Source organism: Erwinia sp. 198 (assembly GCF_003937915.1).
In the GTDB taxonomy this organism is placed as follows: Bacteria; Pseudomonadota; Gammaproteobacteria; order Enterobacterales; family Enterobacteriaceae; genus Erwinia; species Erwinia aeris.
The window spans coordinates 54,696-79,865 of record NZ_RHUM01000011.1 but is presented as its reverse complement, the minus strand read 5'-3'; the positions used below and the strand labels follow the sequence as shown (position 1 = coordinate 79,865).

Here is a 25,170-nt window from a genome sequence, read left to right as displayed (position 1 = left end):
GCCGGGTAACCGCACAAACAGTAAAACCGCACAAAAGGCGATAATTAATCCGGCGATAATTTCGTCACTTTCCCGTTTTTTTCAGGTAATTTAAGCTGTTTTTTAACAGGTTTACCTGCTAAATCATTTAGTTAAGTCATTAATAATTTGTAGTACTAATTGACGGGCAGCGGCATCCGCCTTCTGGCAGGATACGCATCCACGCAATGTGCATCCGGTTCAATAATTTCCATGAAGTGGTTTACCCAAAACGCGGTACTCTTCTCCGCTAAAACCTGTCTGGCCGCCTTTCTGGCACTTTATATTTCGCTTGAACTTAATTTTGAAAAACCAGCCTGGTCGTTAACGACGGTCTTTGTGGCTTCACAGCTCTATTCCGCTGCCACTATCTCCAAGTCGATCTTTCGCCTGTTGGGCACGCTGCTGGGCGGGCTGTTTATTTTCCTGATTTACCCGGAAACCGTGCAGTATCCGCTGCTGTTCAGCCTGTGCGTCTCGCTGTGGGTCGCCGTCTGCCTCTATCTCTCGCTGCACGACCGCACGCCAAAAAGCTATATCTTTATGCTGGCAGGCTACAGCGCCGCCATTATGGGATTTCCCGGCGTGGTGTCGCCGCTCTCCATCAGCGATATCGTTATTTCGCGCATTGAGGAGATTACGCTGGCGATTATCTGTAGCAGCCTGGTGCACCAGCTGATCCTGCCGGTTTCCATGCGCAGCCTGCTGGAGCAGAGCGTCAGCGTCTGGTATCTGAACGCGCAGAAGCTGTGCCACGAGCTGATTACGGTCAGGCCAAAAGATAAGTCGCTGGAGCGGGAGGATATTCTGATCCAGATGGCAAACTATCCGACCAATGTGGAAACGCTGATTGTACATTGCGTCTATGAAGGCGATGCGGCACGCAAACTAATCCGGCTGGTCAGCGTGCAGTACCAGCACCTGTCGTACCTGATCCCTACGCTGACCGCTATCGAAGCGCGGCTGAGCATTCTGGCCGAACAGCAAATCCGCTTTCCGCAGGAGGTCACGGACGTCTTTGCCGATTTTGTCGGCTGGCTTAATCGTGGCGAGATTGCAGAGACGGCGCAAATGCAGCAGCAGCTTGCCGCGACCCAGACGGCGCTGAAACAGCAGTGGCGGAGCGGGGCGCTCGCCACGGAGGAGAGCATTTTGCTGATGGGCCTGCTGGAGCGGCTGGCGGATTTTGTACGCATCGCAGGCGCCTATCAGAGCGTCAGCGTGCTGGTCAGCGATCTCTCCGGCGACACCAGCCTGGCGAAGGAGACGCGAGCGGAGCGCCATATTGATAACGGCCTGCTGCTGCTTTCGGCCGCCACGGCTTTTCTGGCGACCTTTATTTCCAGCCTGTTCTGGATCGGCAGCGGCTGGGCCGACGGCGCGACGGCGCCGATGATGGCGGCAATTGTAGCCTCGTTCTTCGCCAGCATGGATACGCCGTTGGTACCGATGAAAAGGTTTATCAAAGGCGTGTTTATCGCGCTGGCGATCAGCCTGTTCTACGTGGCCTTTTTGATCCCGCAGGCAACCACCTTCGAGGCGCTGCTGCTGATCCTGACGCCAGGGCTGCTGCTGCTGGGGCTGGTTATTGCCCGTCCCTCGACCAATCTGATCGGCATCAGCGTGGCGACGCAGATCCCGGCGTTTTTGGGCATGACTCACCACTTTACGCCAAATCTTACCGGCCTGATCAATACGGCCATCTCCTCGATGGTCGGCATTATCGTGGCGGTGACTATTACGGCGATGATCCGCAACAAGCGGCCTTCATGGACCGCCAAACGCACGCTGCGCAAAGGGTTGAGCGATTTGCTGCGGCTGGTGAAAGAGATTGAGCGCAACGGATCTTCGCTGCTGGCGCGGCAGCACTTTGTGGTGCGGATGCTGGATCGGGTCAATATTATCCTGCCGCGTATGCGTCTGGATCCGCATCCCGATCTGGTTTCTGGCGGTAATCTGCTGACGGAAGCCTGGCTGGGCGCTAACTGCTATGACTACTATGCCCGCCATCGCGAGCTGCTGGAAAGCTATCGCATTGACAGCGGCCAGATGTTTCACGAGCTGGCGCTATTTTTAAAGCGGCGCATGAAATCGTTACAGACGCAGCCGCACCAGCATTTGCTGGAGGAGTTGGATCTGCTGTTGCTGAAGCTGGAAGCGCTGGCGGGCAAAGACGAGGCCGTCTTCGCGCCGCTGTTTTATCTGTTTAACGTTCGCCTGTCGCTTTTTCCGGGTCAGCGCTGGCCCGATATCGCCTTATTGAAAACTATCCGGCGCTGAGCGCGCGCTGGCCCGCCGCCAGATAAGCCTGCATTTCTTCTTCCGGCACCATGCCGCCGCCCGTGGCCCAGGCCAGATGCGTTGCGCAGGCCATCGTCTCTGCATTAAGGCGATGCTGTACCAGATAGTCGGCGTTCAGGCGTTGCGGCCCGGCTATTCCGGCCAGCGCGGACGGTTCAAGGCGAAGATTTTCCGTGGCGGCCAGCGCGGCCAGCAGCTGATACATCCTTTTATCGCTGAGCGTATAGCAGCCGTCGATCAGCTGCGCCATCGCCCGGCCGACAAAACCAGAAGGACGGCCGACCGCCAGGCCATCCGCCGCCGTTTTATTATCAATCCCGATATCCGCGACGGCGACGGCCTCGTGCAGCCCGGTGCTCATCCCCAGCAACATGCAGGGCGAATGCGTCGGTTCGGCAAAGAAGCAGTGCACGTCATCGCCAAAGGCAAGTTTCAGGCCAAAGGCCACGCCGCCCGGCCCGCCGCCCACGCCGCAGGGCAGATAAACAAACAGCGGGTGCGCGGCATCCACCGTTCTGTCTGCCGCCTCAAGCTGCGCGCGCAGGCGCAGCCCCGCCACGGCGTAGCCCAGAAACAGTGTGCGGGAGTTTTCATCATCGATAAAAAAACAGTGCGGATCCTGTTCCGCCTCGCGACGTCCCTGCGCCACGGCCACGCCATAGTCTTGCGCGTACTCCACCACTTTTACGCCGTGCGAGCGCAACTTCTCTTTTTTCCACGCGCGGGCGTCGGCAGACATATGCACCGTGACGTCAAAACCCAGCGCGGCGCTGATAATGCCGATAGAAAGGCCGAGGTTGCCGGTTGAGCCTACGGCAATACGCTGCTGGCTGAAGAATGCCCGCAGGCGCGGCGACAGCAGGATGCGGTAATCCGCCTCTGTTGTCAGCAGGCCTGCGGTTATCGCCAGCCGTTCCGCGTGGGCAAGCACTTCATAAATACCGCCGCGCGCCTTAATGGAGCCGGAAACGGGCAGGTGGCTGTCTTTTTTCAGCCACAGTGCGCCAGGGATAGCGCCGTTTTCGGCCGCCAGCCATTGCTGCATGGCGGGGATAGCGATGACCGGCGATTCGATAATGCCGCCCGCCGTAGCGGTTTCCGGAAAGGCCTGCGCTAAAAGCGGCGCAAAGCGCTGGAGCCTAGCTTCGGCCTCTTGCGCATCCTGCCTGGTCAGGCCGACCTGCTTCAGGCCTTCTTCCACGCGGGCAAGATGGGGATTAAACCAGGTGGTGGCTTCCAGCGTCTGCAGCTGGCGGACAACGGGGTGTTGCAGAAGGCTATCTGACATGGCGGCTTGTCGCTCGGCAAAAAAAGAGGGCGCGCGACAGGCCGGACTCACCGACGCGCAGGGTGTCGGTGAGTGTAGCTTTCTCTTTCCTGATGGGAAAGGGCGACCGTTAGTATTCGTCTTCCTTGATATTGGCGACGGGCGCCAGAACCGTTTCCGCCAGCGGCCGCAGCGCCTGGCCCTGCTGGACGCGCTGCGGCCAGTCGTGGTTAGCCAGCGCGGCCTTGCCAATGGCGACAAAATCCGCATTAGCGAGCAGCTGCTCTTCAGCCCGTTCGCCGTCGTCCAGCCCGCCGTTGGCGATAATGACCGTATCCGGTGCGCCGACGCGTGCCAGCTCAACCAGCGAGCGATCGTTGTTTTCAAATGCAGGCAGCCAGGCCTGGTATTCGGTGATATGGATATAATCGACGCCTGCCTCCTGCAACAGGGCAAATACTTTCAGCGCGCCTGCTTCGCCCTCCTGCCATTTGTGCTGGAAGTCGTTGACCTTTCCCTGAGAAATACGCACGCCCAGCATCGCCTCGCGGCCAATTTTGTTGCGTACCGCGCGGATAACTTCCAGCGTCAGGCGCAGGCGGTTTTCGATTGCACCGCCCCAGGCATCTTCACGCTGATTCTGATAGTCGGTAAAAAACTGATCGAGCAGGTAGCCGTTGGCGGCATGAATTTCTACGCCGTCGAAGCCGGCCCGCGTGATGGCACGTTCCGCGCTGTCGGCAAAGCTGGCGATGACCTCGTCAATTTGCTGTGCGGTCATCGCTTCCGGTACGGCGTAATCGCCTTTTCCGTGATAAAAAGCCAGCTGCTGGCCGCGCGGTTTGGTGGCGGAAGGGCCGATGGTGGTGGTGCGGTGAATATTCGCCTGGGAAAGCGCGCCGCCGTGGATCAGCTGAGCGATAACCACCGAACCCGCTGCTTTTACCGCCTCCGTAACCTTGCGCCATCCGGCTACCTGCTCATCGCTGACGATACCGGGCTGGTAAGCATAGGTCTGCGACCAGGCTCGATCGATATAGAGGCCTTCGGTGATGACGCCGCCGAAGCCGCCCTGTGCGAAGCTGGCGTAGTAGCGCTGTACAATCTCGCCGGGTACGCCCGCTTCCGAAGCAGAGATACGCGTCATCGGCGCGACCAGCACCCGGTTTTTAAAATCGATGCGGTTGATCTGACCCGTTTTAAACAGTAAAGGATGCATGATAGTTCCTGAAGATAAATGAATACAGGATCCAGTATAATGAACGCGATGCCACGGCAGAACCGCCGTAAATTGACTGGATGAATAACGGAAACCGTTATAATGAACCTGAAAGACGTTGAGGTTTTCTGCGCGATCGTAGCAGCGGGCAACCTGACCAGGGCCGCCCGCACGCTGGGATCGACCGCCATGACCGTTTCCCGCCGCCTGGCGCTGTTGGAAAGCGAGCTGGGCGTCAGGCTGCTGCAACGCACCACGCGCGCCGTTTCGTTGACCAGCGAGGGCGAAGAGTTTTTACCCTATGCGCGGGCGATGGTAGAAGCAGAGCAGACAGCTAAAAATATGTTCAGCGCCGGGGCGACGGGTGCCTTTGGGCTGCTGCGCGTGACCGCGCCGTCCGGCTTTGGCAGGCGTAACGTTTTGCCGCTGCTGCCCGATCTGATGGCCACTAATCCGCAAATGAAGGTCGAGCTGAATTTAAGCGAGGATGCCGTCGATATCGTGGCGCAGGGCTATGATATTGCCATCCGCATCGCGCCGCTGCGGGATTCCCGGCTGGTGGCGCACAGGCTGGCGGATAATCCCAGAGTCCTTTGCGCCTCTCCGGCCTACCTGCAGCGCAAAGGCGCGCCAAAGCTGCTGGCGGATCTGAAAAACCACGCCTGCCTCCGGCTGTCCGCGCTGCCGTGGTGGCTGTTTGAAAATCAGGGTGGCGCGATCAGCTACACGCCGGATGCCCGTTTCAGCTGTAGCAGCGTGGAAGGCGTGAGGGAGATGTGCATGGCCGGGGCGGGCATTGCGCAGCTGACCGCGCTGGACATTCGGCAAGAAGCGGCGCGAGGCGAGCTGGTGCCGCTGATGCTTGAGGATATGGCGATGCCCGCGCTTGCCGTCTGGGCGCTGCTGCCGACGCGCCGCTACACGCCGCGCAGGGTGACCGCCTTTCTGGCGGCGTTAAGGCATTCGCTTGGCTGAGAACGGACCAGGGTTAAAATCCCTGGCCGCAGGCTGTAGATCGGGGTGGTTGATAAACATAAAAGCCTGCGGATACACTGCCGTTTTTTACAGCAACACGATCGTTGATCACCAAATGGGTAGCGAACTGATGGCTGAGCATAGCTTTGTCAGCAGTCTGGATCGCCGGCTGCAGGTCACAGAACGCAGGTGCAGGCCGATCCGTTCCTTTATACGCTTTTTTGCGGAGAAAAAATGAAGCCAGTTCTGTTTGCTCTTTTGACGATTGTCGCCGCCAGCGCCTCGGCCAGCAATATAGCAATCAATCAGCGAGTTCCCGCTGCCGGCGTGGCCGTACAGGGCGAGCTAATCTGGCAGCAGCAGCAAATTTCTGCGCGACCCTGGAACAGCGCCCAGCTCGGCGGCAAGGTGCGGGTGCTGCTGCATATGGCCGGAAGAATTTCGGCTAAAGATCAGAATGCCGCATTGATTGACGCGCTGAGCAAGGCGAACCTGCCGCACGACCGCTACCAGACCACCACCATTGTTAACACCGACGATGCCATTCCTGGCAGCGCGGTATTTGTGCGCGCCAGCCTGAAGTCCGCGAAGGAGGCGTCGCCCTGGTCGCAGTTTATTGTTGACGCTAACGGCGCGGTCAGGCGAGCCTGGCAGCTGAAAGCGGGCGGTTCGGCTGTCATAGTGCTGGACAGCGAGGGGCGGGTACGTTTTGCCCGCGAGGGCGCGCTGACGCCCGCCGAAAATCAGCAGGTGTTGGCGCTGCTGAAAAGTTTGCTGGAACCGCAGGCTTCCTGAGCCTTATCGCGCGCTTTTAAGCGCGTTCGCGCAGAGTGAAAACGGCCGCAACAGACAGCTTGAAGTAGCCTGCCAGGCGCGGTAGCCTGCCTGCATCGAATATAAATCTCTTTTTATGACAGGTAATATCGACAATGGCTTTGATCCCCAAAAACTACGCGCGGCTGGAAAGCGGCTACCGCGAGAAAGCATTAAAAATTTATCCGTGGGTATGTGGACGCTGCTCGCGAGAATTTGTTTACTCAAACCTGCGTGAACTCACCGTCCACCATATCGATCATGACCATACCAATAATCCGGCAGACGGCAGCAACTGGGAATTATTGTGCCTGTATTGTCACGATCACGAACACTCAAAATACACTGAGGCTGACCAGTACGGTACCAGCGTTGTGGCGGGGGAAGACGCGCAGGACGATGTGGGGACAGCCACCTATAGCCCTTTCGCCGATTTAAAATCGTTGCTTAACAAGAAAAAATAGCGCCAGAAATACTCGCTTCTGGCCCAGGGCGGCCGCTATACGCGACGCCGGTCTGCTTTGCGCAATAAAGGGATGCTGTAGTGCCGTTAAGCGGGGCAGGCCCGACGCGCGGCCACCAGCAAATCACAACAGCCAGCAACGACGGAAGAAAGCACTTTTCCCCGCCGTTGCTGACTGCTCATGCTTTACATTATTTTTGCTGTTCGCTTTCGCCAATGATTTTGTTAATGGCTTCGGTTCCACACCGATCGTCGGACTCGGCGCCGCCGGTTCCCGCCATGCCGATAGCGCCAATCCACTGGCCGCGATATTTTATCGGCACGCCGCCGCCCAGCAGCAATAGCTCGTTAACGGTATTCAGGTTAACGGTATCCGGCGAGGATTGCGCCTTACGGGTAAACTGTTTCGTTGGCGTTTTGGTAGACAGCGCCGTGAAGGCTTTGCGCCAGGCGGCCTGCGTATTATGCGGCCCCACGTTGTCATCCCTCATCAGCGAAACCAGGTTTCCGCCGCGATCCACGACGGCCACCACGCCCTGACGGTTCATGCCGTGACACACGGACAGCGCTTCCGTGGCCAGCTTATTGCTGAGTTCCTGCGTCATGTCATAGACGGCTGCTGGCCCGGTAGCCAGGGCCATACCCGGCGCCGTAGCGAGCGCAAGGGCAATCATAAGATGTTTCATTTGTGCTCGGCTCCCCCGATATCGCTCAGCGGGTTTTTATTGGCAGCCAGCGGCATGGCGAGGGGCAGGGCAGCGACGGACCTTTTCATGTTAATTCTCCGGTGTTAATCACCCTGCTGTTATACCTGTGTGGCTGTCGTTATTCCCTGTCAGAAAGATGACCATATTGTCATCTGGCGCACCGCGACCGCCCGGGGCTGGCCCAGGCGTATGTCCCGGCAGCAGAGCGCGCAGGGCACGCGAACACCGGCAATGCCCGCATTCAGCCGTTAACAGAAGATGCCGTATTAACCATTAAAAATGGGTTTGCGAATAATACGCATATAAGTCAATCGGTTGCAGAATAAAATATCCGCGCTACAGTTAATCTTTGCCGGTTTTGCCCTTATCGCACGCCGGGCGGTGCTGATAAGCCAGATGAACTCACGTTTAAGATGAAACCATCCACCTGAATGGAGAGAACAGATGAAGAAAAAATTGATGCTCACGGCTTTGCTTGTCGCACTAAGCAGCGGCGTTGCGGCCGCTGAAGGCGGATTCAGGGCAGGAGAAAAGGCCCCGCCGCCTGAAAAAGAAGATGCGGCGCAGAAAGGCACAGAGGACACGCGCGCCACGAAAGCAAACCTGATCCGTGATTTCAGACAGGGCGGCTATACAACGCTTGAGGGATATATTGTCAGAGAGCAAAGGCCGGGCAGCTATCTTTTTCGTGACGCCAGCGACGAGGTTCGGCTACAGGCTCCTGCCGATGCCTTTCTCGGCAAAACCTATCAGGCTGATGACAAGGTTCGCGTCAGCGGTCGCGTTTATGGCAGAGCGGATAACGCCTTTATGAAAGTATCCCGGATCGAAAAACCCTGAACGGCGCAACAGAGCCGACGGCCCTGTTTCTTTACAGTCCCGACTTCAGTTTCCTTTCTAAAAGCGAGAATGTATCAAGCCAGTTATGATAGCGGCTTTTTGAACAGGGCGCGGTCATGATGTACCAGGATCTGCATGACAGGCAGGCGCAGGGCACAAGGCGCTTTTTCGGGGCTGATAGTCAAGCAAACCTGCTATCCCTGGCGCGAGCGTCTGCTTCTGGCGTAAAACAGAAGCAGCGTACGGTCTCAGGCGGCTTTCTATTTAAGCCGGGCTTTAACGGCTGCCGTCTTGACGTTTAAGGCATAGCGGGCGTCGGCGTCTTCCACCGCTTTGATGCGGGCAGAGATGTCGTTCAGAACAAGCCTGACAGCACCAGAGGGCGATGGCACCGCTCCGGTAGTCCTGCAACAGCTTGCCCAGCCCGGCGTCAAGCTGTTGAGCCAGTTCAGGCTGGGCCGCAACAGGCGCTTCGCCTACAAATAACTCATAGATGCGCAGTGCGGAGCGGTCGTCGGCAGGCACTTTGCCTGCGTCCTGGTCGCTCTGATTGGATACGCCGACGTGCGGAACGTGCGGGCGCGCTAATCGTTCGGCAGTGAGCGTAAACTCTTTACGGCTGGCGGATTCGTCATGTCCGCAAACCACGGTGAGCTTGTTTGCTCTGATGCGGTATGTGAGGGGTAAAAGCGCTGTTTCTTATCCGGATACATAAAATGTGTTAATTGAGCGCTGATCGGAATATAGCATCATTTTATATTTTGCTCTGGAGCCACGGGGTATTTTGACCACGTTCACCTTTTACGCGCGCCTGCGGCTACGCGTTGTAAATTATTTTTTACGGGATCTACCCGTCAATCTTTCGCCGAGAGGTGACAGTAAATACTGATATTAAATAAAATAGCAGTTGTTAATGCTAATAATTGGTTTTATTGTAAGATTATTAATCTGGATTAAACGCTGCCAAGGACTTGTATAATGATCAGAACCCCGACGCTGGCTGTATGTGTGCTAATAACCGCCGGCTGCCTTTCAACAGGCCCCTTCGCTCAGCATCCGCCTTCAAAAAATCTTGCCCCTTATCCCAAACCGGAAAAGGGCATAAGCCAACAAACCATACGGCTGCCAGAACGTAAACATGAGGAGTTATATAAAGTAGAGCTGATGATTGGCCAGACTCTGGAAGTCGACTGTAACCAGCATCTTCTCCTCGGCCAGCTGCAGAGCAAGACAGTTGATGGCTGGGGCTATGATTATTATGTCTTTGAGGCAGCGAAATCGCCAGACTCTGGCGCAATGCACATCTCGACCCGCATGGCCTGTCCGGCAGGTAAAAAAGAAAAGAAATTTGTGACCGCCAACCTCGGGGCGGTCGCCATGTTGAGGTATAACAGTCAACTTCCCATCGTGGTTTATACGCCAGACAATATTGAGGTTAAATATCGTATCTGGAAAGCCGATGATAAAATTAGCGCTGCCGAAACAAGATAATTACCCTACCGGTAAAGCCTCTTTCTTCAGATAATGTCACGACCGTTTGCAGCTTTTTCTTCTGCCAGCGGTCGGTGCCCATCGTTAATTAATACAGAACGATGTCACAACGGCCTGACTGGCCCGGGCGGCACAATCAGCAGCACGGACAGAGGGCAGGGCCGGAAAGCCAGCAACAACCGTTATTGTCTTTTCTGGTTCGACCAGCCAGAATCTCCTCTTTATGCTGCAGCGAATTCAACCCGGCCCCTCACTTCCCGCTGCCAGTAGCGGCACCAGCACGTCGCCGATCGGTGTAGGAATACCATGGCGGCGGCCATAGCGCGTTATCACGCCGTTGCGGATTTCCCATTCCAGCGGGCGGTTAGCCTGTCGGTCCGCAAGGATTGAGGTGCCTAAATCCGCAGGAGCGTGCTGAAAGCCGTCCACAATTTCCCGGGGAACGCTGTCATCCAGAATGACCCCTTCCGCACGAGCTACCTTCAGACACTCATGCAGATAAGCCAGCGCCAGTTCGCTGATATCTTCGCGCGAAAACATCCCGGCACGACGATTAGCAAGCACCATAAGACCTGCTACCGCGTTCTGCAGTAGCTTACGCCAGGCGATGGAAATAAAATCGTTCGACAGATCAACCGCGCAGCGCGTTGCGCTCAGGCTGGCCGCTACTTTTTTTGCCTGTGGGCTGTCCGGCAGCGTCAGGCGCGGTTTGGCTCGCAGCCAGACGGAAAAGTCCGGCTCTCGCTGGGCCGGGAACCATACTACCGCAGGCACCACGCTGGCACCTTTGACCCAGGGCTCCAGAAGGGTTTTCTGTTCCACACCGTTTTGCAATGCGCACACCACCGTGTTTTTATCACAGAGCGCGGCCAGCCAGTCAGCACAGTCGGCTACCTGGGTAGTTTTTACCGCCACGAACACCAAATCGAACGGTTGATGGACGCAGGCGGGATCGGTTAATACCGGCCCCGGTACGACAGTTTCTCTTTCATCGTCACGCAGCATTAATTGCGCATGCGCGCTGCGGCCGCAAAGTACCGGCGTGCGGTCAGCCTCGTGCAGCACCGCCGCGAGAGTAGTACCGATAGCGCCAGGGCCAAGCAGGGCAACGCCAGAGCGATCAGCCATTTTGTCTTCTCCATTGTTTGCCAACGAACGGCGCGCCGATTACCCTCGTTACGCACGCCAGGGTTTTATCAGCATACGCGCTTCGTCGGAAAACGGATCGCCCGGGCCAGCGCCAAACCAATAAAAGCCCGATAAACAACACGGGCGCTTCCTGTCAGGCGGCGTTGTTATAGCTGGTGGAGGGGAGCAGGGTTCTACTTCCCTTCAGCGTAAACAGGGAAATGACGGTAAAACTTAAGGTGAGGCAGCCCAGCACAAGGTAAGCCTGATGGAAACCAACGGTGTCATACATCCGGCCTACCCATGCCGACAGCACCACGCCCGACAGCTGTTTCGATAAATTAAAGCCTATCAGGAACAGCGTTGCCGAAAGCTTTGGGTTAAATGCTGAGGAAATATATTTAAAGGTGCCCACCAGCAGGAACGGCAGTTCAAACATATGCAGCATTTTTAAGATAACAACTTCCACGGCCGATGAAGCAAAAGACGATCCCAGAATACGTGCCGACATAATAACGCCTGCGATCAGCAGGGCATTCTTCGCGCCAATGCGGTTCACAATGGCGGGGGCGAAGAACATAATCAAGGCGTTGAGCAATTCTCCACCGGTAGTAACGAAGCCAAACACTTCGGTGCCGCGTTGGGGACTGGAGAAAAAGCCTTTGAAAAAATTGGCGAACTGCTGGTCGAAAACGTCATAGACGCTGGCGACGCCAACGACGTAAACAATAAAACCCCAGAAGCGCGGCATCCGCAGTAGCTCGGCGGCGGTGCGCAGCGAGAAGGCCTGACGGTTAGCGCCCAGGGCATCAATTACCCGCTCGCTGTTACTGCCTTCCGGGCGTGACACCCAGAGCAGTATGCCAAGCACCAGGGCAAAACCGGAGGCGATCCAGAAAGTTATATTGGGGTCTATGCCAAAAAGAATGCCGGTGACAGAGGCGCACAGCGCCCAGCCGATACAGCCGGAAACGCGAACTTTACCGTACTCGAACCGGTTAGCGCGGCTGACGCGTTCAATATAGGCTTCTACCGCGCCGGAGCCACTGGAGAAAACGGCTCCCAAATAGATCCCGCCAGCCAGCGCGCCGGCGAAGATATTCATCTGCAGCAGAGGCGACAAAACAAAAATAAAGAAGGGCGCAAACAACACCAGTAGGACCGTGATCGTCCACAACAGGTGTTTACGCAACCCCAGCTTATCGGAAATCAGCCCAAATAGTGGTTGGAAGACGATCGAAAACAGTGAAATAGAGGAAAAAACAATGCCCGTTTCTGTTTTGGTCAGATGGTTAACTTCCGCCAGCCAGACCGGAAAAAACGGGAAATACGCGGACATAATGAAATAATAAAAGAAAAAGAACAGCATAAAGTAAATAAAATTATGGCGTTCTCTTGGGGCGAGTGCAGAGAGTTTCATGGCGACTTTTCCATCTGGTTATGCCGATAAGCCGGGGGCATGCGCCCCCGATTATTATTGGAAATGCATCGTTAACTGGTAGTGCCATTTCGTTTCAAGCAACAGCCACTGCTGCAGTACGCTGGGCGTCCAGGAGTCATCGCCGCCCACGCCCATATGCCGGCCGTCAAGGGTTATCCAGACGCCGTTTTCGGGCTGCATCCGGTGCCAGTGATCGGTCTTCATTAATTGCGCGGTGCTGTAGGGCTGTACGGAGAAGTGAAAATCGCCCGCCACATGCCAGCGCCCCCAGTCCAGAGCTTTGGTGTCGCAGCGCAGTCCGTTTTCGGTCGGGAAAATGTACGGCGTGCTCATCTCTTCCAGCGGCAGCTCCCAGCGGGAGAAGCAGGCGCTGGTACGACGATCCGGGTAGTTCTCATGCGGGCCGAATCCCAGCCATGAAACCGGTTTATCCTGATCCGGCACCTGAAAAGTCAGCCCGACGCGCGGCAGCGGCGGCAGGGTGGCGGCACGTTCGCCATCAATAGCCAGATGCAGCTTGCCCTGCGCATCAAAGGTCATCCGCCAGTGGCTGATAATCACCACCTCGTCCCCACTCAGATAGTGCCAGCAGCTGTCGATGACCACCTCATGGGCCAGACGCTGCGCGTCACAGCGCACGCAGCGAGCGGTGAGATCGAACAGACCAGCGCTTTTCCAGCGTTCAACCCAGGCGTTGGGATCGATACGCTCCACTTCGCTTACGCCAATATCGTTATCCAAAGGCGCGCGCACGAACTGGTCGCGCAGCGGAGTCAACAGCTGCTCCATGCCATTCACTTCCCAGTGCGTCAATAGTCCGCTTTGACGGTCAATCACCCACTGCTGTAAGCCGCTGCGCACCGTCCAGGCACTGTCGCTGCGCTCAAGCTCGGGCGCGTCGCCTGTCTCAGGCGCACGCAACACCAGCGGAGCGGCGAGCGCAAACTGCTGCCAGGCAACGCGATGCCCGGCAGCGGACCAGCCGGTGGCCTGCGGCTGGATAACCTCCAGCGTCAGCCAGACCTCTTCGGCCCCGGCGGGCAACGTTAGTTCCTTCAGGAGCGTCAGCTCGCTCTGACCTTCAGGCTGCAGCGCAAGCGTTGTGCTGCCTTTGCTAATGGTTTCACCGGCTGCCTGAACCTGCCAGTGCAGCTCCTCGTTATCCGTCGGGCGGAACAGATACTCGCTGACGATGCTGATGCGCAGCGGATGTTGCGACAGCAGGGCAAACTGGAAGAATTGCTGCGCGTGGCTGGCCTCAATTAATGACGGGTGAGGGCGGCGGTCAGGGAAAACCAGCCCGTTCATGCAGAACTGGCGATCGTTGGGCTTATCGCCAAAATCACCGCCGTAGGCCCAGCCGATGCTGCCGTCATCAAAAGTTTTGGTAATTGCCTGATCGGCCCAGTCCCAGACAAAACCGCCCTGCAGGCGCGGATAATCACGGAACGCCTGCCAATAGTCGGCATAGTTGCCCAGGCTGTTGCCCATGGCATGAGCGTATTCGCAAAGGATTAACGGGCGCTGCTCGCCGGGCAGACCGATCCACTTTTTGATGCCCCATTTCGGCACGGCCGGAATGAGCTGATCGTTTTCCACGCGGGCATACATCGGGCAGATAATATCGGTGGTCGTACTGTCCGCGCCGCCGCCTTCATACTGTACCGGGCGTGACGGATCGTTACGCTTGAGCCAGTGATACATGGCTTCGTGATTGCCGCCGCCGCCGGATTCATTGCCCAGCGACCAGATAACGATCGACGGGTGGTGACGATTACTTTGCACCATCCGCGTGACGCGGGCGCTCCAGGCGGCTAACCAAGCCGGATCGTCGGAAAGGCGATTCATCGGCACCATACCGTGGGTCTCGATATTGGCCTCGTCAACCACGTACAGGCCATAGCGGTTACAGAGTTCATACCAGCGCGACGCGTTAGGATAGTGGGAGCAGCGAACGGCGTTGAAATTGTTCTGCTTCATCAGCAGGATGTCCTGCACCATATCCTCTTCCGTGACCACCTGGCCGCGCTGCGGATGATGCTCGTGACGGTTAACCCCACGGATCAAAAGCGGTTTACCGTTCAGCTTCAGCAGGCCATTGTCGATTTCAACCCGACGAAAACCAATATCCCAGGCTTCGGCCTCGATCAGCTTATCGCCGTGCCACAGTGAGACGACGGCCCGATAGCAGTTCGGCGTTTCCGCGCTCCACAGCGCTGGCCGCGCCACGGGAACGCGCATCATGGCGCGTTCAGCATAGTTGCCCCGTTCATCAATAGCTGGCGATCCGGGCTGCTGCTGGTGGCTGGCGACCCGCTGCGCGTCATGCCACAGCTCCACGTTGACCGTCAGTTTTTCAAGCAACCGTGCCGGAGCCGCGACGCTGACCCTGACCTCCAGCTCTGCGTCACGATAAAGCGCATCAAGCTGCGGCGTGAGCTGAACATCACTCAGGTGCAGCGACGGCTTGTTGAGCAACCACACTGAACGGAAGATCCCGCTCATCCGCCACATGTCCTGATCTTCAAGCCAGGTGCCCGCGCTCCAGCGCATCACCATGACGCAAAGGCGGTTCTCACCCGGCTGTAGCGCGGCGCTGAGATCGAAGGCCGCAGGCAGGCGACTGTCCTGCGAGTAACCGATCCATTTGCCGTTACACCAGAGATGGAAGGCAGAGTTTACGCCATCGAAAATAATCTGCGTTTCACCTTCGTCCCGCCAGCTCTCCTCCACGTTAAACGCCAGCGAGTAGCAGCCGGTCGGATTCTCTTCCGGCACGCGCGGCGGCGTGGTGTCGATGGGATAGCGTACGTTGGTATAGATTGGCGCGTCGTAACCCTCCATTTGCCAGTTTGAAGGCACCGGCGTAGGACGGCTGTCCGCCAGATCGCTTTCCAGCCAGCTGGCATCAACCTCAAACGGGCTGCGTGCATAAGCGAATTGCCACTTGCCATCCAGCTGACGGCGGTGTGATGAGGTCTGATTTTCCCTTGCAGCGCGAAGATCGCGCCAGCTGGCAAAAGGCGCATGGGCCGGTAAACGGTTCAGGTGCGTAATGGTCTGGTTTTGCCAGTCTTCACGTGCAAGCACGTCATGAAACGAAACGCTGGAGGGGACATGGTCATCGTGATCGCGCATAGGCCTACCTGATAGCTAAAATTAAATGTCATTCGCCAGACAAGATGGAGTGTGTTATCAGATATTTTGTTGGTAGCCGCAATATTGCTGAGATTGAAACTCATCGGCGATCACGAAACAGCATAAAAACAGCTGTTTCTTGTCGTATTTTAGACAGTAAATGTTAGCGTACGACATTCAGGTATGAGGACAACGGAGAGGACGATGCAGCGGCGTATGGCAACCCTGGAAGATGTGGCTCGTGAGGCCGGAGTATCACAACAGACGGTTTCGCGCGTGTTGAACAGGCCTGATGTGGTTTCTGAACGAACCCGCGATAAAGTCATCCACGCCATGCAGGCGTTGCACTACGTGCCTAACCGTTCGGCACAGTTGCTGGCGGGGAAATCGGCGCCGTCGGTCGGGCTGATTACCGCGTCGTTAACGCTGCATGCTCCTTCGCAAATCGCCGCCGCGATAAAGAGTCACGCGGGCGCACATCAGCTGGAGGTTGCTATCGCCATGCCGGTAACGGCCGATTACGCTTCTCTTCAGGCGCGGCTGCATGAGTTTCGCGCGCAGAATATCCGTGGTGCCATCATCAACCTTCCTCTGGAGAGCAGCCTGGCGGAAAAGTTGGTCAGTGAGAACCCGGATATTAGCTGTCTGTTTTTAGATATTTCGCCGGAAACCGATGTTTGCTCGGTGCGGTTTAATCATCTGGACGGCTGTGGTGCCTGCGTCAACCATCTCTGGACGCTGGGGCATCGGGAGTTCGGTCTGCTTGCCGGGCCAGAGAGTTCCGTCTCGGCGCGAATGCGATTAAGCAGCTGGCGCGAAGCTTTGCACCGGCTTGGGGTGAGCAACGCGGTGACGGTTTTTGGCGACTGGAGTGCGGCCAGCGGCTGGCACAAAGCCTTTGAGCTGTTGCATCAGCAGCCGCGGATTAGCGCGATCGTCGTCGCGAACGATCAAATGGCACTCGGCGTGCTGAGCGCACTGGCACAGCTCAATCGCACCGGCAGCCGGGCGGTCTCCGTTACCGGCTATGACGATACGGCGGACAGCCTCTATTTCCAGCCGCCGTTAACAACCGTTGCGCAGGATTTCGATAAGTTAGGTAAAAAAGCCGTCGAGCTGTTAGTGCAGAAGATGTCCGCACCACAGATGCGTATCCGTGAGCTGTTGCCAACGCGTTTAATTGTCCGGCAGTCAACCTGGCCTTGCGGCCGGGAAAACGAGGATGAGAAGGGGGCTGTGATTGCCCGGTTAAAAACGCTGGTGGAAAAATTGTGAAAGCGCCCCCTCTGTCCAGCCTTGCCGCTGCAGGAAAAATCCTGAGGGTATTGTTTACTTATAAAAAGCCAGCAACGAATTCTTGATTGATATATCTTACACACCCATTACATATGACATGACCGACTGATGAAGCCATCGTGGCGTAGCCCACGTCATAAAAGCAATAGCCTTATTTCCGATGCCAGGGATAACGCTCATCTTACCGCTCTCTAGCGCACGAATACCCACTTTAACGACGGGGGCTGGCTTCATCATGACTCTTTTCAGCATGGGAGTAAGCTTTTGCTGAGCGGCTTCAGCAAACCCTGTGTCAGACATACCCGGACACAGGGCTGTGACGGTTATGCCCTCAGATTTTAATTCGCGGTGAAGGGCATCAGAGAATCTCAGCACGTAAGATTTTGCTGCTGAGTAAACTGAAAAATTTTTCACGCCCTGATAAGACAACAGGCTTGCAACCATAAGAATACGGCCTTTCCCGGCGTGCTTCATATCCTCTGCAAAAAGCCGGGTGACCGCGGTCAGACTGGCGATGTCGAGATTAATCATTTCCAGCGTTTCAGCGAGAGAACGATCAAGAAAAGGCCCCTGTAGTCCGTAGCCCGCATTATTTACCAGTGTTTCAACCTGAATATCCCGTGCCTTCAGGCGTCTGTGAAGATCGCTGACTGCGTCCATGACGGCAAGATCAACCTGCTCAACAATGACGTCAGTTTTGTAACGCTCACGTATTTCCTGAGCCAGGGAGTCAAGTTTATCAAGCCGCCTTGCTACCAGAATGGTCGGCCTTCCCTGAGCTGCGAACTGGCGGGCAAATTCTTCGCCAAATCCCCCGGAGGCTCCGGTAATCAGTACCCATCCAGCACCTGTATTTTTCATAGTAATGTCTCCAGGATTGATTTTAATACAACAGCGGTTAATCCCCGGCAAATCAGAAGCTCTCTGATGGCTATGTTCTGCCTGAGGATTTTAAATTGATTTAACTGCTTAAGATTTGTTGCGGATTTAACCCGTCAAGGTAAGTATCAAATTGAACTGATTTTCGCTTATTGCTGTAAAAAGGAATTCTGCCTGACAAAGAAAATGCTCAAGTTTCTGATTGTTGCCAGTGAGAATCATCATCGGTTTAATATTTTTTCCATGGCTAATCATCGTCATTCTCACGCAATCTGCATGAGGAAAAAAGAGACGTAATTGCTGAACCGACGCGTCCGGGATCAGCGAAACAACGGTATGCGTATTACGAAGTTTCATGCTTTTCGCGATAGAATCCAGGTCGATGAGAGGCGTGCTGAGGATAATAATCTCTGATTCGTCTGAAACAGACTGGCAGTCATCCAGCGTCCAGCAGGGATATGCCGTTGCAAGTTTTTGAACCCGATCGCAGTCAAAGGGGTAAAGGAATACCTGCATTTCAGGCACGGTACGAAAAATTGCCGTTATTATGCTTTCAGACAAACCATTGAGTCCTATGAATCCTGTCCTGCTCATATATCCTCCGGGCTTCAGGCCACAAACAGCTTTGCTTCAGTGGTGACAAAAGGTTGTGTCTTTAAGGCGGACATAACCGGATCAAGATCCCTGAAACTATTAAGTTTTATCAGCGCTAATCTCAGGTGGCTGCCAGCCTCCGCCAAGTGCGCGAAAAGCGGCTACCGCTGCGCGCGCGTTTTCGGTCCGGGCCTGCGCTCTTGCGTCTGCAGCCTGCAAAAGATTCTCATCATCGTGTAAAACATCGATCAGGCTTGCAGCACCCTTTTTCCAGGCGATAAAAGACGACTCACGGGCACCGGACAGGGCGGTAACTTCACTCGTCAGCGTTTCCGCCTGTATTTCACTGTTGATTAACGTCGAAAAAGCGTTTTCAACGTCCTCACTCGCACGCAATACTGACAGGCGATAAGCAGCAAGAGCTTCGGCTTCCTGCCCCTTAGCCTGATCTATCTGCGCGTTAATACGGCCGAAATCGAACAGCCGCCAGCGCAGCCCCATCACGCCTGCTGCCTGACTGGCTCCGCCCGAGAAAAGGTTTCCACCCGATACAGACGTTGCGCTGCCGAGTAGGGCACTGAGGGAAAACTTCGGATAAAACTCGCCCACAGCTACGCCGATACGCGCATTTGCGGCCGCGAGATTGCGCTCTGCCAGGATAATGTCCGGTCTGCGGCGTAAGAGATCGGCAGGCGTTCCTGTAGAGCCTATTGGTGGGGCCTGAGGAATGGCTCCTGGCAACGCTAATTGCTTACGATGAGTACCCGGAGGTGTGCCAAGCATAACGTCTAACGCATTCATTGCGGCATCAAGCCCTGTATGGAGAACAGGAACGGTTGCCTGCACCTGCGCAAGAGCTCCTTCGGCCTGACGGACCTGATACCCGCGAGCCAGCCCTTTTGTCTGAAGAAGTTCTACCTTTTCCAGCAGCGCCTGTTGCGTCCGGATCTGTTTCTCAGCAATGTCCAGCCGGGTTTGTAACCCGCGCAGGGTGATATAGATATCGGCAGTCCGGGCGGCCACTGCAAGGCGGGTAGCAATCATCCCCATTTCAGAAGCCTGATAGTCAGCAAGAGCCGCCTCGCGGCCGCGACGCAGGCCACCAAAAATATCCATCTCCCAGCCCGCATTAAGATCGGTTTCATAGCTGTTGCCATATCGATTGAAATCCGGCGTGGTGCTAAGGACCTGTCCCAGCGGGGTTTCGGTTGACTGATATGCCCGACCCGCCTGGCCGCTGACATTTGCTGATGGCAAAAGTGCTGCTGTGGCTGCCTCCAGTCCGGCGCCTGACTGTGTTATGCGGGCGGTAGCCTGCGCGAGGTCGAGATTCTGCGCCAGCGCGTCTGTCACGAGCTTGCTTAAAAGCGGATCGTTGAATCCTTCCCACCACACTGTAAAACTGGCGGGGCGGAAAGCGCTTCTCTGCAAAACGACAGAATTTGTGATGTAGCGTTCTGCAAGCGGTGCATCCGGTCGATGATAATCCGGTCCGACGGCACAGCCCGCTACCGAACTAATGCTTATCATCAGAGCAAAGGGACGTAGGGGAAGCATGAAGATTCCTTGAGACGCGCTTAAAGTGTGACTAAATTACCAAATGGTCACTCGTTGTCAATCGCCGACTGCTACGCTAAGCTGGAAATATGAACAAACAAATCACCACTTACCCCGGCAGGGGGTCTGCAGAACAAACTATCCGTGACCAGGTGGTTGCCGCCGCAACAGAACATTTTGCCCATTTTGGTTATGAGAAAACCACCGTATCCGATCTGGCAAAGTCGATAGGGTTCTCTAAGGCATACATATACAAATTTTTTCATTCTAAACAGGCAATTGGCGAGGAGATCTGCTCTAAACGCCTGCATATGATCATGGACATTGTCAACTCAGCTATTGGCAGTTCCCCGACGGCTTCTGAAAAAATGAGGCAGATGCTGAAGGCGTTGACGCAGTCCGGAAGCGAGCTGTTCTTTCACGACCGCAAGCTTTATGACATGGCTTTCGTCGCAGCCCGGGATAAATGGCCATCGGCAGCTCAGCATGAGGAGCGTCTCAGGCAAGTCATTGAAAGTATTATTCTTGAAGGGCGGAGCGCCGGAGAATTTGAACGAAAAACGCCTCTTGATGAGGCTACAAAAGCGGTGTTTCTTGTCATGAGGCCTTACATCATCCCGGTTCAGCTTCAGTACAACCTTGAAACAGCCGAGTCCGCTGCAGTTCTTCTTTCATCGCTCATATTACGAAGTCTGGCACCCTGACATTGTGACTATTGACAACTTTGGTCACAGGTATAAGAATGCGGTTACTTTCTTTTCACTGTAATCAGGTAACCCATGCTCAGGATCAAACCTGTCAATATAGCTGTCTGCCTGTTGCCGTTAGCTCTGGTGGCCTGCGGCGATAACTCCGGCACCGATGACCCGCGCACGCAGCCGCCACTGGTAAGGGCTGTAAACGTGGCCGATGCTGATAATGCTGTACGCTCCTTCACCGGCGTGGTTGTTGCACGCACACAAAGCGACCTTGGATTCAGGGTGCAGGGTAAAATCCTGGAGCGGCTCGTAGATACGGGTCAGACGGTTAAACGTGGACAGCCGCTGATGCGCCTCGATCCTGTCGATCTTGGCCTCCAGGCCCAGGCTCAGCAGCAGGCTGTTAGTGCTGCGCGCGCCCGCGCCAGGCAAACTTCTCTGGATGAGGCACGTTATCGGGGTCTGGTGGCAGCAGGCGCCGTTTCAGCCTCGGCTTATGATGGGATCAAGGCCGCCGCGGATACTGCAAAAGCCGACCTCAGCGCTGCGCAGGCGCAGGCTGACGTGGCGCAGAATGCAAAAGGCTATGCTGTCCTGCTGGCTGATGCTGATGGCGTCGTTATGGAAACGCTCGCTGAGCCGGGTCAGGTGGTCAGCGCAGGCCAGCCGGTGATCAGGCTGGCCCGGGCTGGACAGCGCGAGGCGCTTGTTCAGCTGCCTGAAACGCTCAGGCCGGCACCCGGAAGTCAGGCTGAAGCAACGTTGTATGGCGATAAAAACCAGTCCGTCAGTGTCCGGCTTCGCGTGCTTTCTGATGCAGCCGATTCTTTGACGCGTACTTTTGAAGCGCGATATGTGCTGGAGGGCGATCTGGCCAGTGCGCCACTGGGTGCTACCGTCACGCTGCACATCGCTGACGGAAAAGCTACCCGCAAAGTGTTGGAAGTACCGATAGCCGCACTCTTTGACCCGGGTAAAGGCGCCGGGGTATGGGTGATTACCGGTCAGCCTGCACGAGTAGCCTGGCGGGCTGTGCAGGTAGAAGGCGTCAGTGACGACAAGGCTAAAGTCACCAGCGGACTCAGTGCCGGCGAGGAAGTGGTTGCGCTTGGTGCTCATCTGCTGCATGACGGTGAAACTGTCCGCGTGGCGCGCCAGGGCGATGGCAGCATTGCCGGAGGCCAGCCGCATGAGTAACCCCCGTTTTAATCTCTCTGCGCTCGCCGTCCGTGAACACTCGATTACGTTGTTCCTGATCATCCTGATCACGGTTGCGGGCATCCTGTCTTTTTTTGAGCTGGGTCGGGCCGAGGATCCGCCGTTTACCGTTAAACAGATGACGGTCATCACCGCATGGCCGGGTGCGACGGCACAGGAAATGCAGGATCAGGTTGCTGAACCGCTGGAAAAGCGTCTGCAGGAGCTGAAATGGTACGACCGGACGGAAACTTATACCCGCCCGGGAATGGCATTCACCATGCTGTCACTGCAGGATAGTACTCCCCCCTCACAGGTGCAGGAAGAATTCTATCAGGCGCGGAAAAAGCTGGGGGATGAGGCTAAAAACCTGCCCGCAGGCGTCATTGGACCTATGGTCAATGACGAATTTTCGGATGTCACGTTTTCCCTGTTTGCTCTCAAGGCAAAAGGCGAGCCTCAGCGTTTGCTGGTGCGTGATGCAGAATCGCTGCGCCAGCGACTTCTTCATGTGCCGGGCGTGAAAAAGATCAATATTATTGGCGAGCAGACTGAACGCATCTTTATCTCTTTTGCCCATGACCGGCTGGCCACGCTGGGAATTTCGCCTCAGGACATATTTTCTGCACTGAACAACCAGAACCTCCTGACGCCAGCGGGCTCAATTGACACCCACGGGCCTCAAGTGTTTATCCGCCTTGACGGTGCTTTTAACAAACTGGAACAGATCCGCAAAACGCCCGTCGTTGTTAACGGCAGAACACTGCTACTGTCGGATATAGCCACCGTTGAACGGGGATATGAGGATCCCGCGACATTTATGATCCGCAATCAGGGAGAACCGACCCTGCTGTTGGGCATTATCATGCGGGAAGGATGGAATGGACTTGAACTGGGAAAATCTCTGGATGCAGAAGCGGCCAGGATAAACGCGTCCATGCCGCTGGGAATGACGCTGACGAAAGTCACCGATCAGTCGGTCAACATCAGTGCTGCTGTTGATGAATTTATGCTCAAATTCTTCGTTGCGCTGCTTGTGGTCATGGTTGTCTGCTTTGTCAGCATGGGCTGGCGTGTAGGCGTCGTGGTGGCCGCTGCGGTACCTCTGACACTGGCGGTCGTTTTTATGGTCATGGAGGCATCCGGTAAAAACTTCGACCGTATAACCCTGGGATCGCTGATTCTGGCGCTGGGGCTTCTGGTAGACGATGCCATCATTGCTATTGAGATGATGGTGGTAAAAATGGAAGAGGGCTACGATCGCATCAAAGCCTCAGCCTATGCATGGAGCCATACTGCTGCCCCGATGCTGGCAGGGACGCTGGTTACGGTAGTGGGCTTTATGCCCAACGGCTTCGCTCAATCTACCGCCGGTGAATACACCAGCAATATGTTCTGGATTGTGGGTATTGCTCTGATCGCATCATGGGTGGTGGCGGTTGTGTTCACACCTTATCTGGGTGTGAAAATGCTGCCAGAAATCAAAGTGGTGTCAGGCGGACACGCCGCAATCTACGATACGCCGCGCTATAACCGTTTTCGCCGGTTATTGAGCCGGGCTATTGCGCGAAAATGGATAGTTGCCGGGACGGTTATCACCGTCTTTACCCTGGCCATTCTCGGAATGGGGCTGGTTAAAAAACAATTCTTCCCGACATCAGACCGCCCGGAGGTATTAATTGAGGTTCAAATGCCTTATGGCACCTCAATTGAACAGACCAGCGCGACCACGGCGAAAATAGAGGGCTGGCTGAAAAAGCAGAAAGAAGCAAAAATTGTGACCTCCTATATCGGGCAGGGATCGCCCCGCTTCTATCTGGCGATGGCGCCTGAGCTTCCCGATCCGTCCTTTGCGAAAATTGTTGTCCTGACAGACAGCCAGCATGACCGCGATATCCTCAAACACCGGCTGCGTGAAGCGGCAGCCAGCGGGCTGGCTCCGGAAGCTCGTGTTCGCGTAACGCAGCTGGTTTTCGGTCCGTACTCACCTTATCCGGTGGCTTACCGGGTTATGGGACCTGACCCGGATAAACTGCGTGAGATAGCCGGCGAAGTAGAGGCGGTGATGCTGGCCAGTCCCGAAATGAGGACGGTTAATACAGACTGGGGACAGCGCGTGCCGACGCTTCACTTTTCGCTGAACCAGGATCGCCTTCAGGCAGTAGGGCTGACATCAAGTGCTGTTGCACAGCAACTCCAGTTTCTGCTCTCCGGCGTCCCCATTACAGCCGTTCGCGAAGACATCCGATCCGTGCAGGTGATGGGGCGTGCAGCCGGCGATATCAGACTCGACCCTGCTAAAATAGCCGGATTTACTCTGGTCGGGTCTTCAGGCCAGCGCGTTCCGCTGTCTCAGATTGGCGATGTTGAGGTAAGAATGGAAGATCCGGTGCTGCGGCGTCGCGATCGTACCCCGACCATTACCGTAAGGGGAGATATTGCAGACAGCATGCAGCCTCCCGATGTTTCTACGGCAATTCTGAAACAGTTACAGCCTGTTATTGCGAAACTTCCGGCCGGATACCGCATCGAGCAGGGCGGGCCTATTGAGGAGTCAGGTAAAGCGACTAAAGCAATGGCCCCGCTGTTCCCGATTATGATTGCCATAACGCTGCTGATCATCATTCTGCAGGTGCGATCAATGTCAGCGATGGTAATGGTATTTCTGACTGCGCCACTGGGGTTGATTGGCGTTGTGCCAACGCTACTGCTTTTCAATCAGCCGTTCGGGATTAATGCGCTGGTAGGACTGATAGCATTGTCGGGGATTTTGATGCGAAACACATTAATCCTGATAGGGCAGATTCATCACAATGAACGTGAAGGGCTGACACCTTTTGAGTCAGTCGTTGAAGCAACGGTTCAGCGTGCACGCCCCGTGTTACTGACTGCAATGGCCGCCATCCTGGCCTTTATACCGCTTACGCATTCTGTTTTCTGGGGAACGCTGGCTTACACACTGATTGGCGGAACGTTTGCCGGCACCATCGTCACCCTGGTATTCCTGCCTGCCATGTATGCGATCTGGTTCAGGATACGACCAGAAAATCAGAAATACGCGGAAGTTAAAGCCGCAAAATAATCATTAATCGCAGGGGGATACGTTCCTCCTGCACGCCGACTTATGGCGTGACGCTATGCAAACAAA

General features: G+C 55.8%; 20 protein-coding genes. 10 read left to right on the top strand and 10 right to left on the bottom strand.

What is annotated here, in order from left to right:
- The first annotated feature begins 231 nt into the window (after positions 1 to 231).
- A complete protein-coding gene (locus EGK14_RS15815) occupies positions 232 to 2,298 on the top strand; it encodes an FUSC family protein (protein ID WP_125290059.1) in 2,067 nt (688 codons plus the stop codon).
- Here the strand turns inward: EGK14_RS15815 and EGK14_RS15810 are convergent.
- Positions 2,285 to 3,607, bottom strand: a complete 1,323-nt coding sequence (locus EGK14_RS15810; RefSeq protein WP_125290058.1) for a D-serine ammonia-lyase — start codon at positions 3,605 to 3,607, stop codon at positions 2,285 to 2,287. The two genes, EGK14_RS15815 and EGK14_RS15810, sit on opposite strands and share 14 nt — an antisense overlap.
- Before the next feature lie 109 nt (positions 3,608 to 3,716).
- Entirely contained in the window at positions 3,717 to 4,805 is a 1,089-nt protein-coding gene (locus EGK14_RS15805) for an NADH:flavin oxidoreductase (RefSeq protein WP_125290057.1), read from the bottom strand.
- A gap of 102 nt (positions 4,806 to 4,907) precedes the next feature.
- Here EGK14_RS15805 and EGK14_RS15800 point away from each other — a divergent pair, with 102 nt between their 5' ends.
- From EGK14_RS15800 to yajD, 3 genes are all read left to right on the top strand, one after another.
- The gene (locus EGK14_RS15800) at positions 4,908 to 5,780 is read left to right on the top strand and encodes a LysR family transcriptional regulator (RefSeq protein ID WP_125290056.1); all 873 of its coding nucleotides are present in this window, start codon (positions 4,908 to 4,910) and stop codon (positions 5,778 to 5,780) included.
- Between the two features lie 234 nt (positions 5,781 to 6,014).
- Positions 6,015 to 6,575 carry a YtfJ family protein gene (locus tag EGK14_RS15795; RefSeq protein ID WP_125290055.1) on the top strand — a complete coding sequence of 187 codons (561 nt, stop codon included), beginning with the start codon at positions 6,015 to 6,017 and terminating at the stop codon, positions 6,573 to 6,575.
- A gap of 134 nt (positions 6,576 to 6,709) precedes the next feature.
- On the top strand, positions 6,710 to 7,057 hold the full coding sequence (gene yajD, locus EGK14_RS15790) for an HNH nuclease YajD (protein WP_125290054.1): 348 nt from the start codon (positions 6,710 to 6,712) through the stop codon (positions 7,055 to 7,057).
- A 190-nt stretch (positions 7,058 to 7,247) separates the two neighbouring features.
- On the opposite strand, the gene EGK14_RS15785 is transcribed toward yajD, so the two are convergent.
- On the bottom strand, positions 7,248 to 7,742 hold the full coding sequence (locus EGK14_RS15785) for a heme-binding protein (RefSeq protein WP_125290053.1): 495 nt from the start codon (positions 7,740 to 7,742) through the stop codon (positions 7,248 to 7,250).
- Between the two features lie 465 nt (positions 7,743 to 8,207).
- Here EGK14_RS15785 and EGK14_RS15780 point away from each other — a divergent pair, with 465 nt between their 5' ends.
- On the top strand, positions 8,208 to 8,603 hold the full coding sequence (locus tag EGK14_RS15780; RefSeq protein WP_125290052.1) for a YgiW/YdeI family stress tolerance OB fold protein: 396 nt from the start codon (positions 8,208 to 8,210) through the stop codon (positions 8,601 to 8,603).
- Between the two features lie 276 nt (positions 8,604 to 8,879).
- Here the strand turns inward: EGK14_RS15780 and EGK14_RS15775 are convergent, their stop codons facing one another.
- On the bottom strand, positions 8,880 to 9,251 hold the full coding sequence (locus EGK14_RS15775; RefSeq protein ID WP_125290051.1) for a hypothetical protein: 372 nt from the start codon (positions 9,249 to 9,251) through the stop codon (positions 8,880 to 8,882).
- 330 nt (positions 9,252 to 9,581) lie between these two features.
- On the opposite strand from EGK14_RS15775, the gene eco reads away from it, so the two are divergent.
- Entirely contained in the window at positions 9,582 to 10,094 is a 513-nt protein-coding gene (gene eco / locus EGK14_RS15770) for a serine protease inhibitor ecotin (protein WP_125290050.1), read from the top strand.
- Between the two features lie 237 nt (positions 10,095 to 10,331).
- On the opposite strand, the gene EGK14_RS15765 is transcribed toward eco, so the two are convergent.
- The 3 genes from EGK14_RS15765 to EGK14_RS15755 all read right to left on the bottom strand — a co-directional run bounded on the left by EGK14_RS15765 (position 10,332) and on the right by EGK14_RS15755 (position 15,801).
- Entirely contained in the window at positions 10,332 to 11,222 is an 891-nt protein-coding gene (locus EGK14_RS15765; RefSeq protein WP_125290049.1) for an oxidoreductase, read from the bottom strand.
- A 154-nt stretch (positions 11,223 to 11,376) separates the two neighbouring features.
- Positions 11,377 to 12,642, bottom strand: coding sequence for an MFS transporter (locus tag EGK14_RS15760; protein ID WP_125290048.1), 1,266 nt, complete (start codon positions 12,640 to 12,642; stop codon positions 11,377 to 11,379).
- Positions 12,643 to 12,696: 54 nt separating this feature from the next.
- Entirely contained in the window at positions 12,697 to 15,801 is a 3,105-nt protein-coding gene (locus EGK14_RS15755; RefSeq protein ID WP_125290047.1) for a beta-galactosidase, read from the bottom strand.
- 204 nt (positions 15,802 to 16,005) lie between these two features.
- Here EGK14_RS15755 and EGK14_RS15750 point away from each other — a divergent pair, with 204 nt between their 5' ends.
- Positions 16,006 to 17,076: a LacI family DNA-binding transcriptional regulator gene (locus EGK14_RS15750; RefSeq protein WP_125290046.1), complete on the top strand. Its 1,071-nt coding sequence runs from the start codon at positions 16,006 to 16,008 to the stop codon at positions 17,074 to 17,076.
- A gap of 96 nt (positions 17,077 to 17,172) precedes the next feature.
- On the opposite strand, the gene EGK14_RS15745 is transcribed toward EGK14_RS15750, so the two are convergent.
- The 3 genes from EGK14_RS15745 to EGK14_RS15735 form a co-directional block, all read right to left on the bottom strand.
- The gene (locus EGK14_RS15745; RefSeq protein ID WP_125290045.1) at positions 17,173 to 17,958 is read right to left on the bottom strand and encodes an SDR family oxidoreductase; all 786 of its coding nucleotides are present in this window, start codon (positions 17,956 to 17,958) and stop codon (positions 17,173 to 17,175) included.
- A gap of 126 nt (positions 17,959 to 18,084) precedes the next feature.
- The gene (locus EGK14_RS15740; RefSeq protein ID WP_125290044.1) at positions 18,085 to 18,570 is read right to left on the bottom strand and encodes a hypothetical protein; all 486 of its coding nucleotides are present in this window, start codon (positions 18,568 to 18,570) and stop codon (positions 18,085 to 18,087) included.
- 99 nt (positions 18,571 to 18,669) lie between these two features.
- Entirely contained in the window at positions 18,670 to 20,127 is a 1,458-nt protein-coding gene (locus EGK14_RS15735; RefSeq protein WP_125290043.1) for an efflux transporter outer membrane subunit, read from the bottom strand.
- A gap of 89 nt (positions 20,128 to 20,216) precedes the next feature.
- On the opposite strand from EGK14_RS15735, the gene EGK14_RS15730 reads away from it, so the two are divergent.
- The 3 genes from EGK14_RS15730 (at position 20,217) to EGK14_RS15720 (ending at position 25,104) form a co-directional block, all read left to right on the top strand.
- Positions 20,217 to 20,831, top strand: coding sequence for a TetR/AcrR family transcriptional regulator (locus EGK14_RS15730; RefSeq protein WP_125290042.1), 615 nt, complete (start codon positions 20,217 to 20,219; stop codon positions 20,829 to 20,831).
- A gap of 75 nt (positions 20,832 to 20,906) precedes the next feature.
- Positions 20,907 to 22,022, top strand: a complete 1,116-nt coding sequence (locus tag EGK14_RS15725; protein WP_125290041.1) for an efflux RND transporter periplasmic adaptor subunit — start codon at positions 20,907 to 20,909, stop codon at positions 22,020 to 22,022.
- The gene (locus tag EGK14_RS15720; protein ID WP_125290040.1) at positions 22,015 to 25,104 is read left to right on the top strand and encodes an efflux RND transporter permease subunit; all 3,090 of its coding nucleotides are present in this window, start codon (positions 22,015 to 22,017) and stop codon (positions 25,102 to 25,104) included. Before EGK14_RS15725 ends, EGK14_RS15720 begins: the two co-directional genes overlap by 8 nt.
- Positions 25,105 to 25,170: the final 66 nt, after the last annotated feature.

Coding starts and splice junctions, on each gene's coding strand:
- EGK14_RS15815 (WP_125290059.1), top strand. CDS start 232: ATGAAGTGGTTTACCCAAAACGCGGTACTCTTCTCCGCTAAAACCTGT.
- EGK14_RS15810 (WP_125290058.1), bottom strand. CDS start 3,607: ATGTCAGATAGCCTTCTGCAACACCCCGTTGTCCGCCAGCTGCAGACG.
- EGK14_RS15805 (WP_125290057.1), bottom strand. CDS start 4,805: ATGCATCCTTTACTGTTTAAAACGGGTCAGATCAACCGCATCGATTTT.
- EGK14_RS15800 (WP_125290056.1), top strand. CDS start 4,908: ATGAACCTGAAAGACGTTGAGGTTTTCTGCGCGATCGTAGCAGCGGGC.
- EGK14_RS15795 (WP_125290055.1), top strand. CDS start 6,015: ATGAAGCCAGTTCTGTTTGCTCTTTTGACGATTGTCGCCGCCAGCGCC.
- yajD (WP_125290054.1), top strand. CDS start 6,710: ATGGCTTTGATCCCCAAAAACTACGCGCGGCTGGAAAGCGGCTACCGC.
- EGK14_RS15785 (WP_125290053.1), bottom strand. CDS start 7,742: ATGAAACATCTTATGATTGCCCTTGCGCTCGCTACGGCGCCGGGTATG.
- EGK14_RS15780 (WP_125290052.1), top strand. CDS start 8,208: ATGAAGAAAAAATTGATGCTCACGGCTTTGCTTGTCGCACTAAGCAGC.
- eco (WP_125290050.1), top strand. CDS start 9,582: ATGATCAGAACCCCGACGCTGGCTGTATGTGTGCTAATAACCGCCGGC.
- EGK14_RS15765 (WP_125290049.1), bottom strand. CDS start 11,222: ATGGCTGATCGCTCTGGCGTTGCCCTGCTTGGCCCTGGCGCTATCGGT.
- EGK14_RS15760 (WP_125290048.1), bottom strand. CDS start 12,642: ATGAAACTCTCTGCACTCGCCCCAAGAGAACGCCATAATTTTATTTAC.
- EGK14_RS15755 (WP_125290047.1), bottom strand. CDS start 15,801: ATGCGCGATCACGATGACCATGTCCCCTCCAGCGTTTCGTTTCATGAC.
- EGK14_RS15750 (WP_125290046.1), top strand. CDS start 16,006: ATGCAGCGGCGTATGGCAACCCTGGAAGATGTGGCTCGTGAGGCCGGA.
- EGK14_RS15745 (WP_125290045.1), bottom strand. CDS start 17,958: ATGAAAAATACAGGTGCTGGATGGGTACTGATTACCGGAGCCTCCGGG.
- EGK14_RS15740 (WP_125290044.1), bottom strand. CDS start 18,570: ATGAGCAGGACAGGATTCATAGGACTCAATGGTTTGTCTGAAAGCATA.
- EGK14_RS15735 (WP_125290043.1), bottom strand. CDS start 20,127: ATGCTTCCCCTACGTCCCTTTGCTCTGATGATAAGCATTAGTTCGGTA.
- EGK14_RS15730 (WP_125290042.1), top strand. CDS start 20,217: ATGAACAAACAAATCACCACTTACCCCGGCAGGGGGTCTGCAGAACAA.
- EGK14_RS15725 (WP_125290041.1), top strand. CDS start 20,907: ATGCTCAGGATCAAACCTGTCAATATAGCTGTCTGCCTGTTGCCGTTA.
- EGK14_RS15720 (WP_125290040.1), top strand. CDS start 22,015: ATGAGTAACCCCCGTTTTAATCTCTCTGCGCTCGCCGTCCGTGAACAC.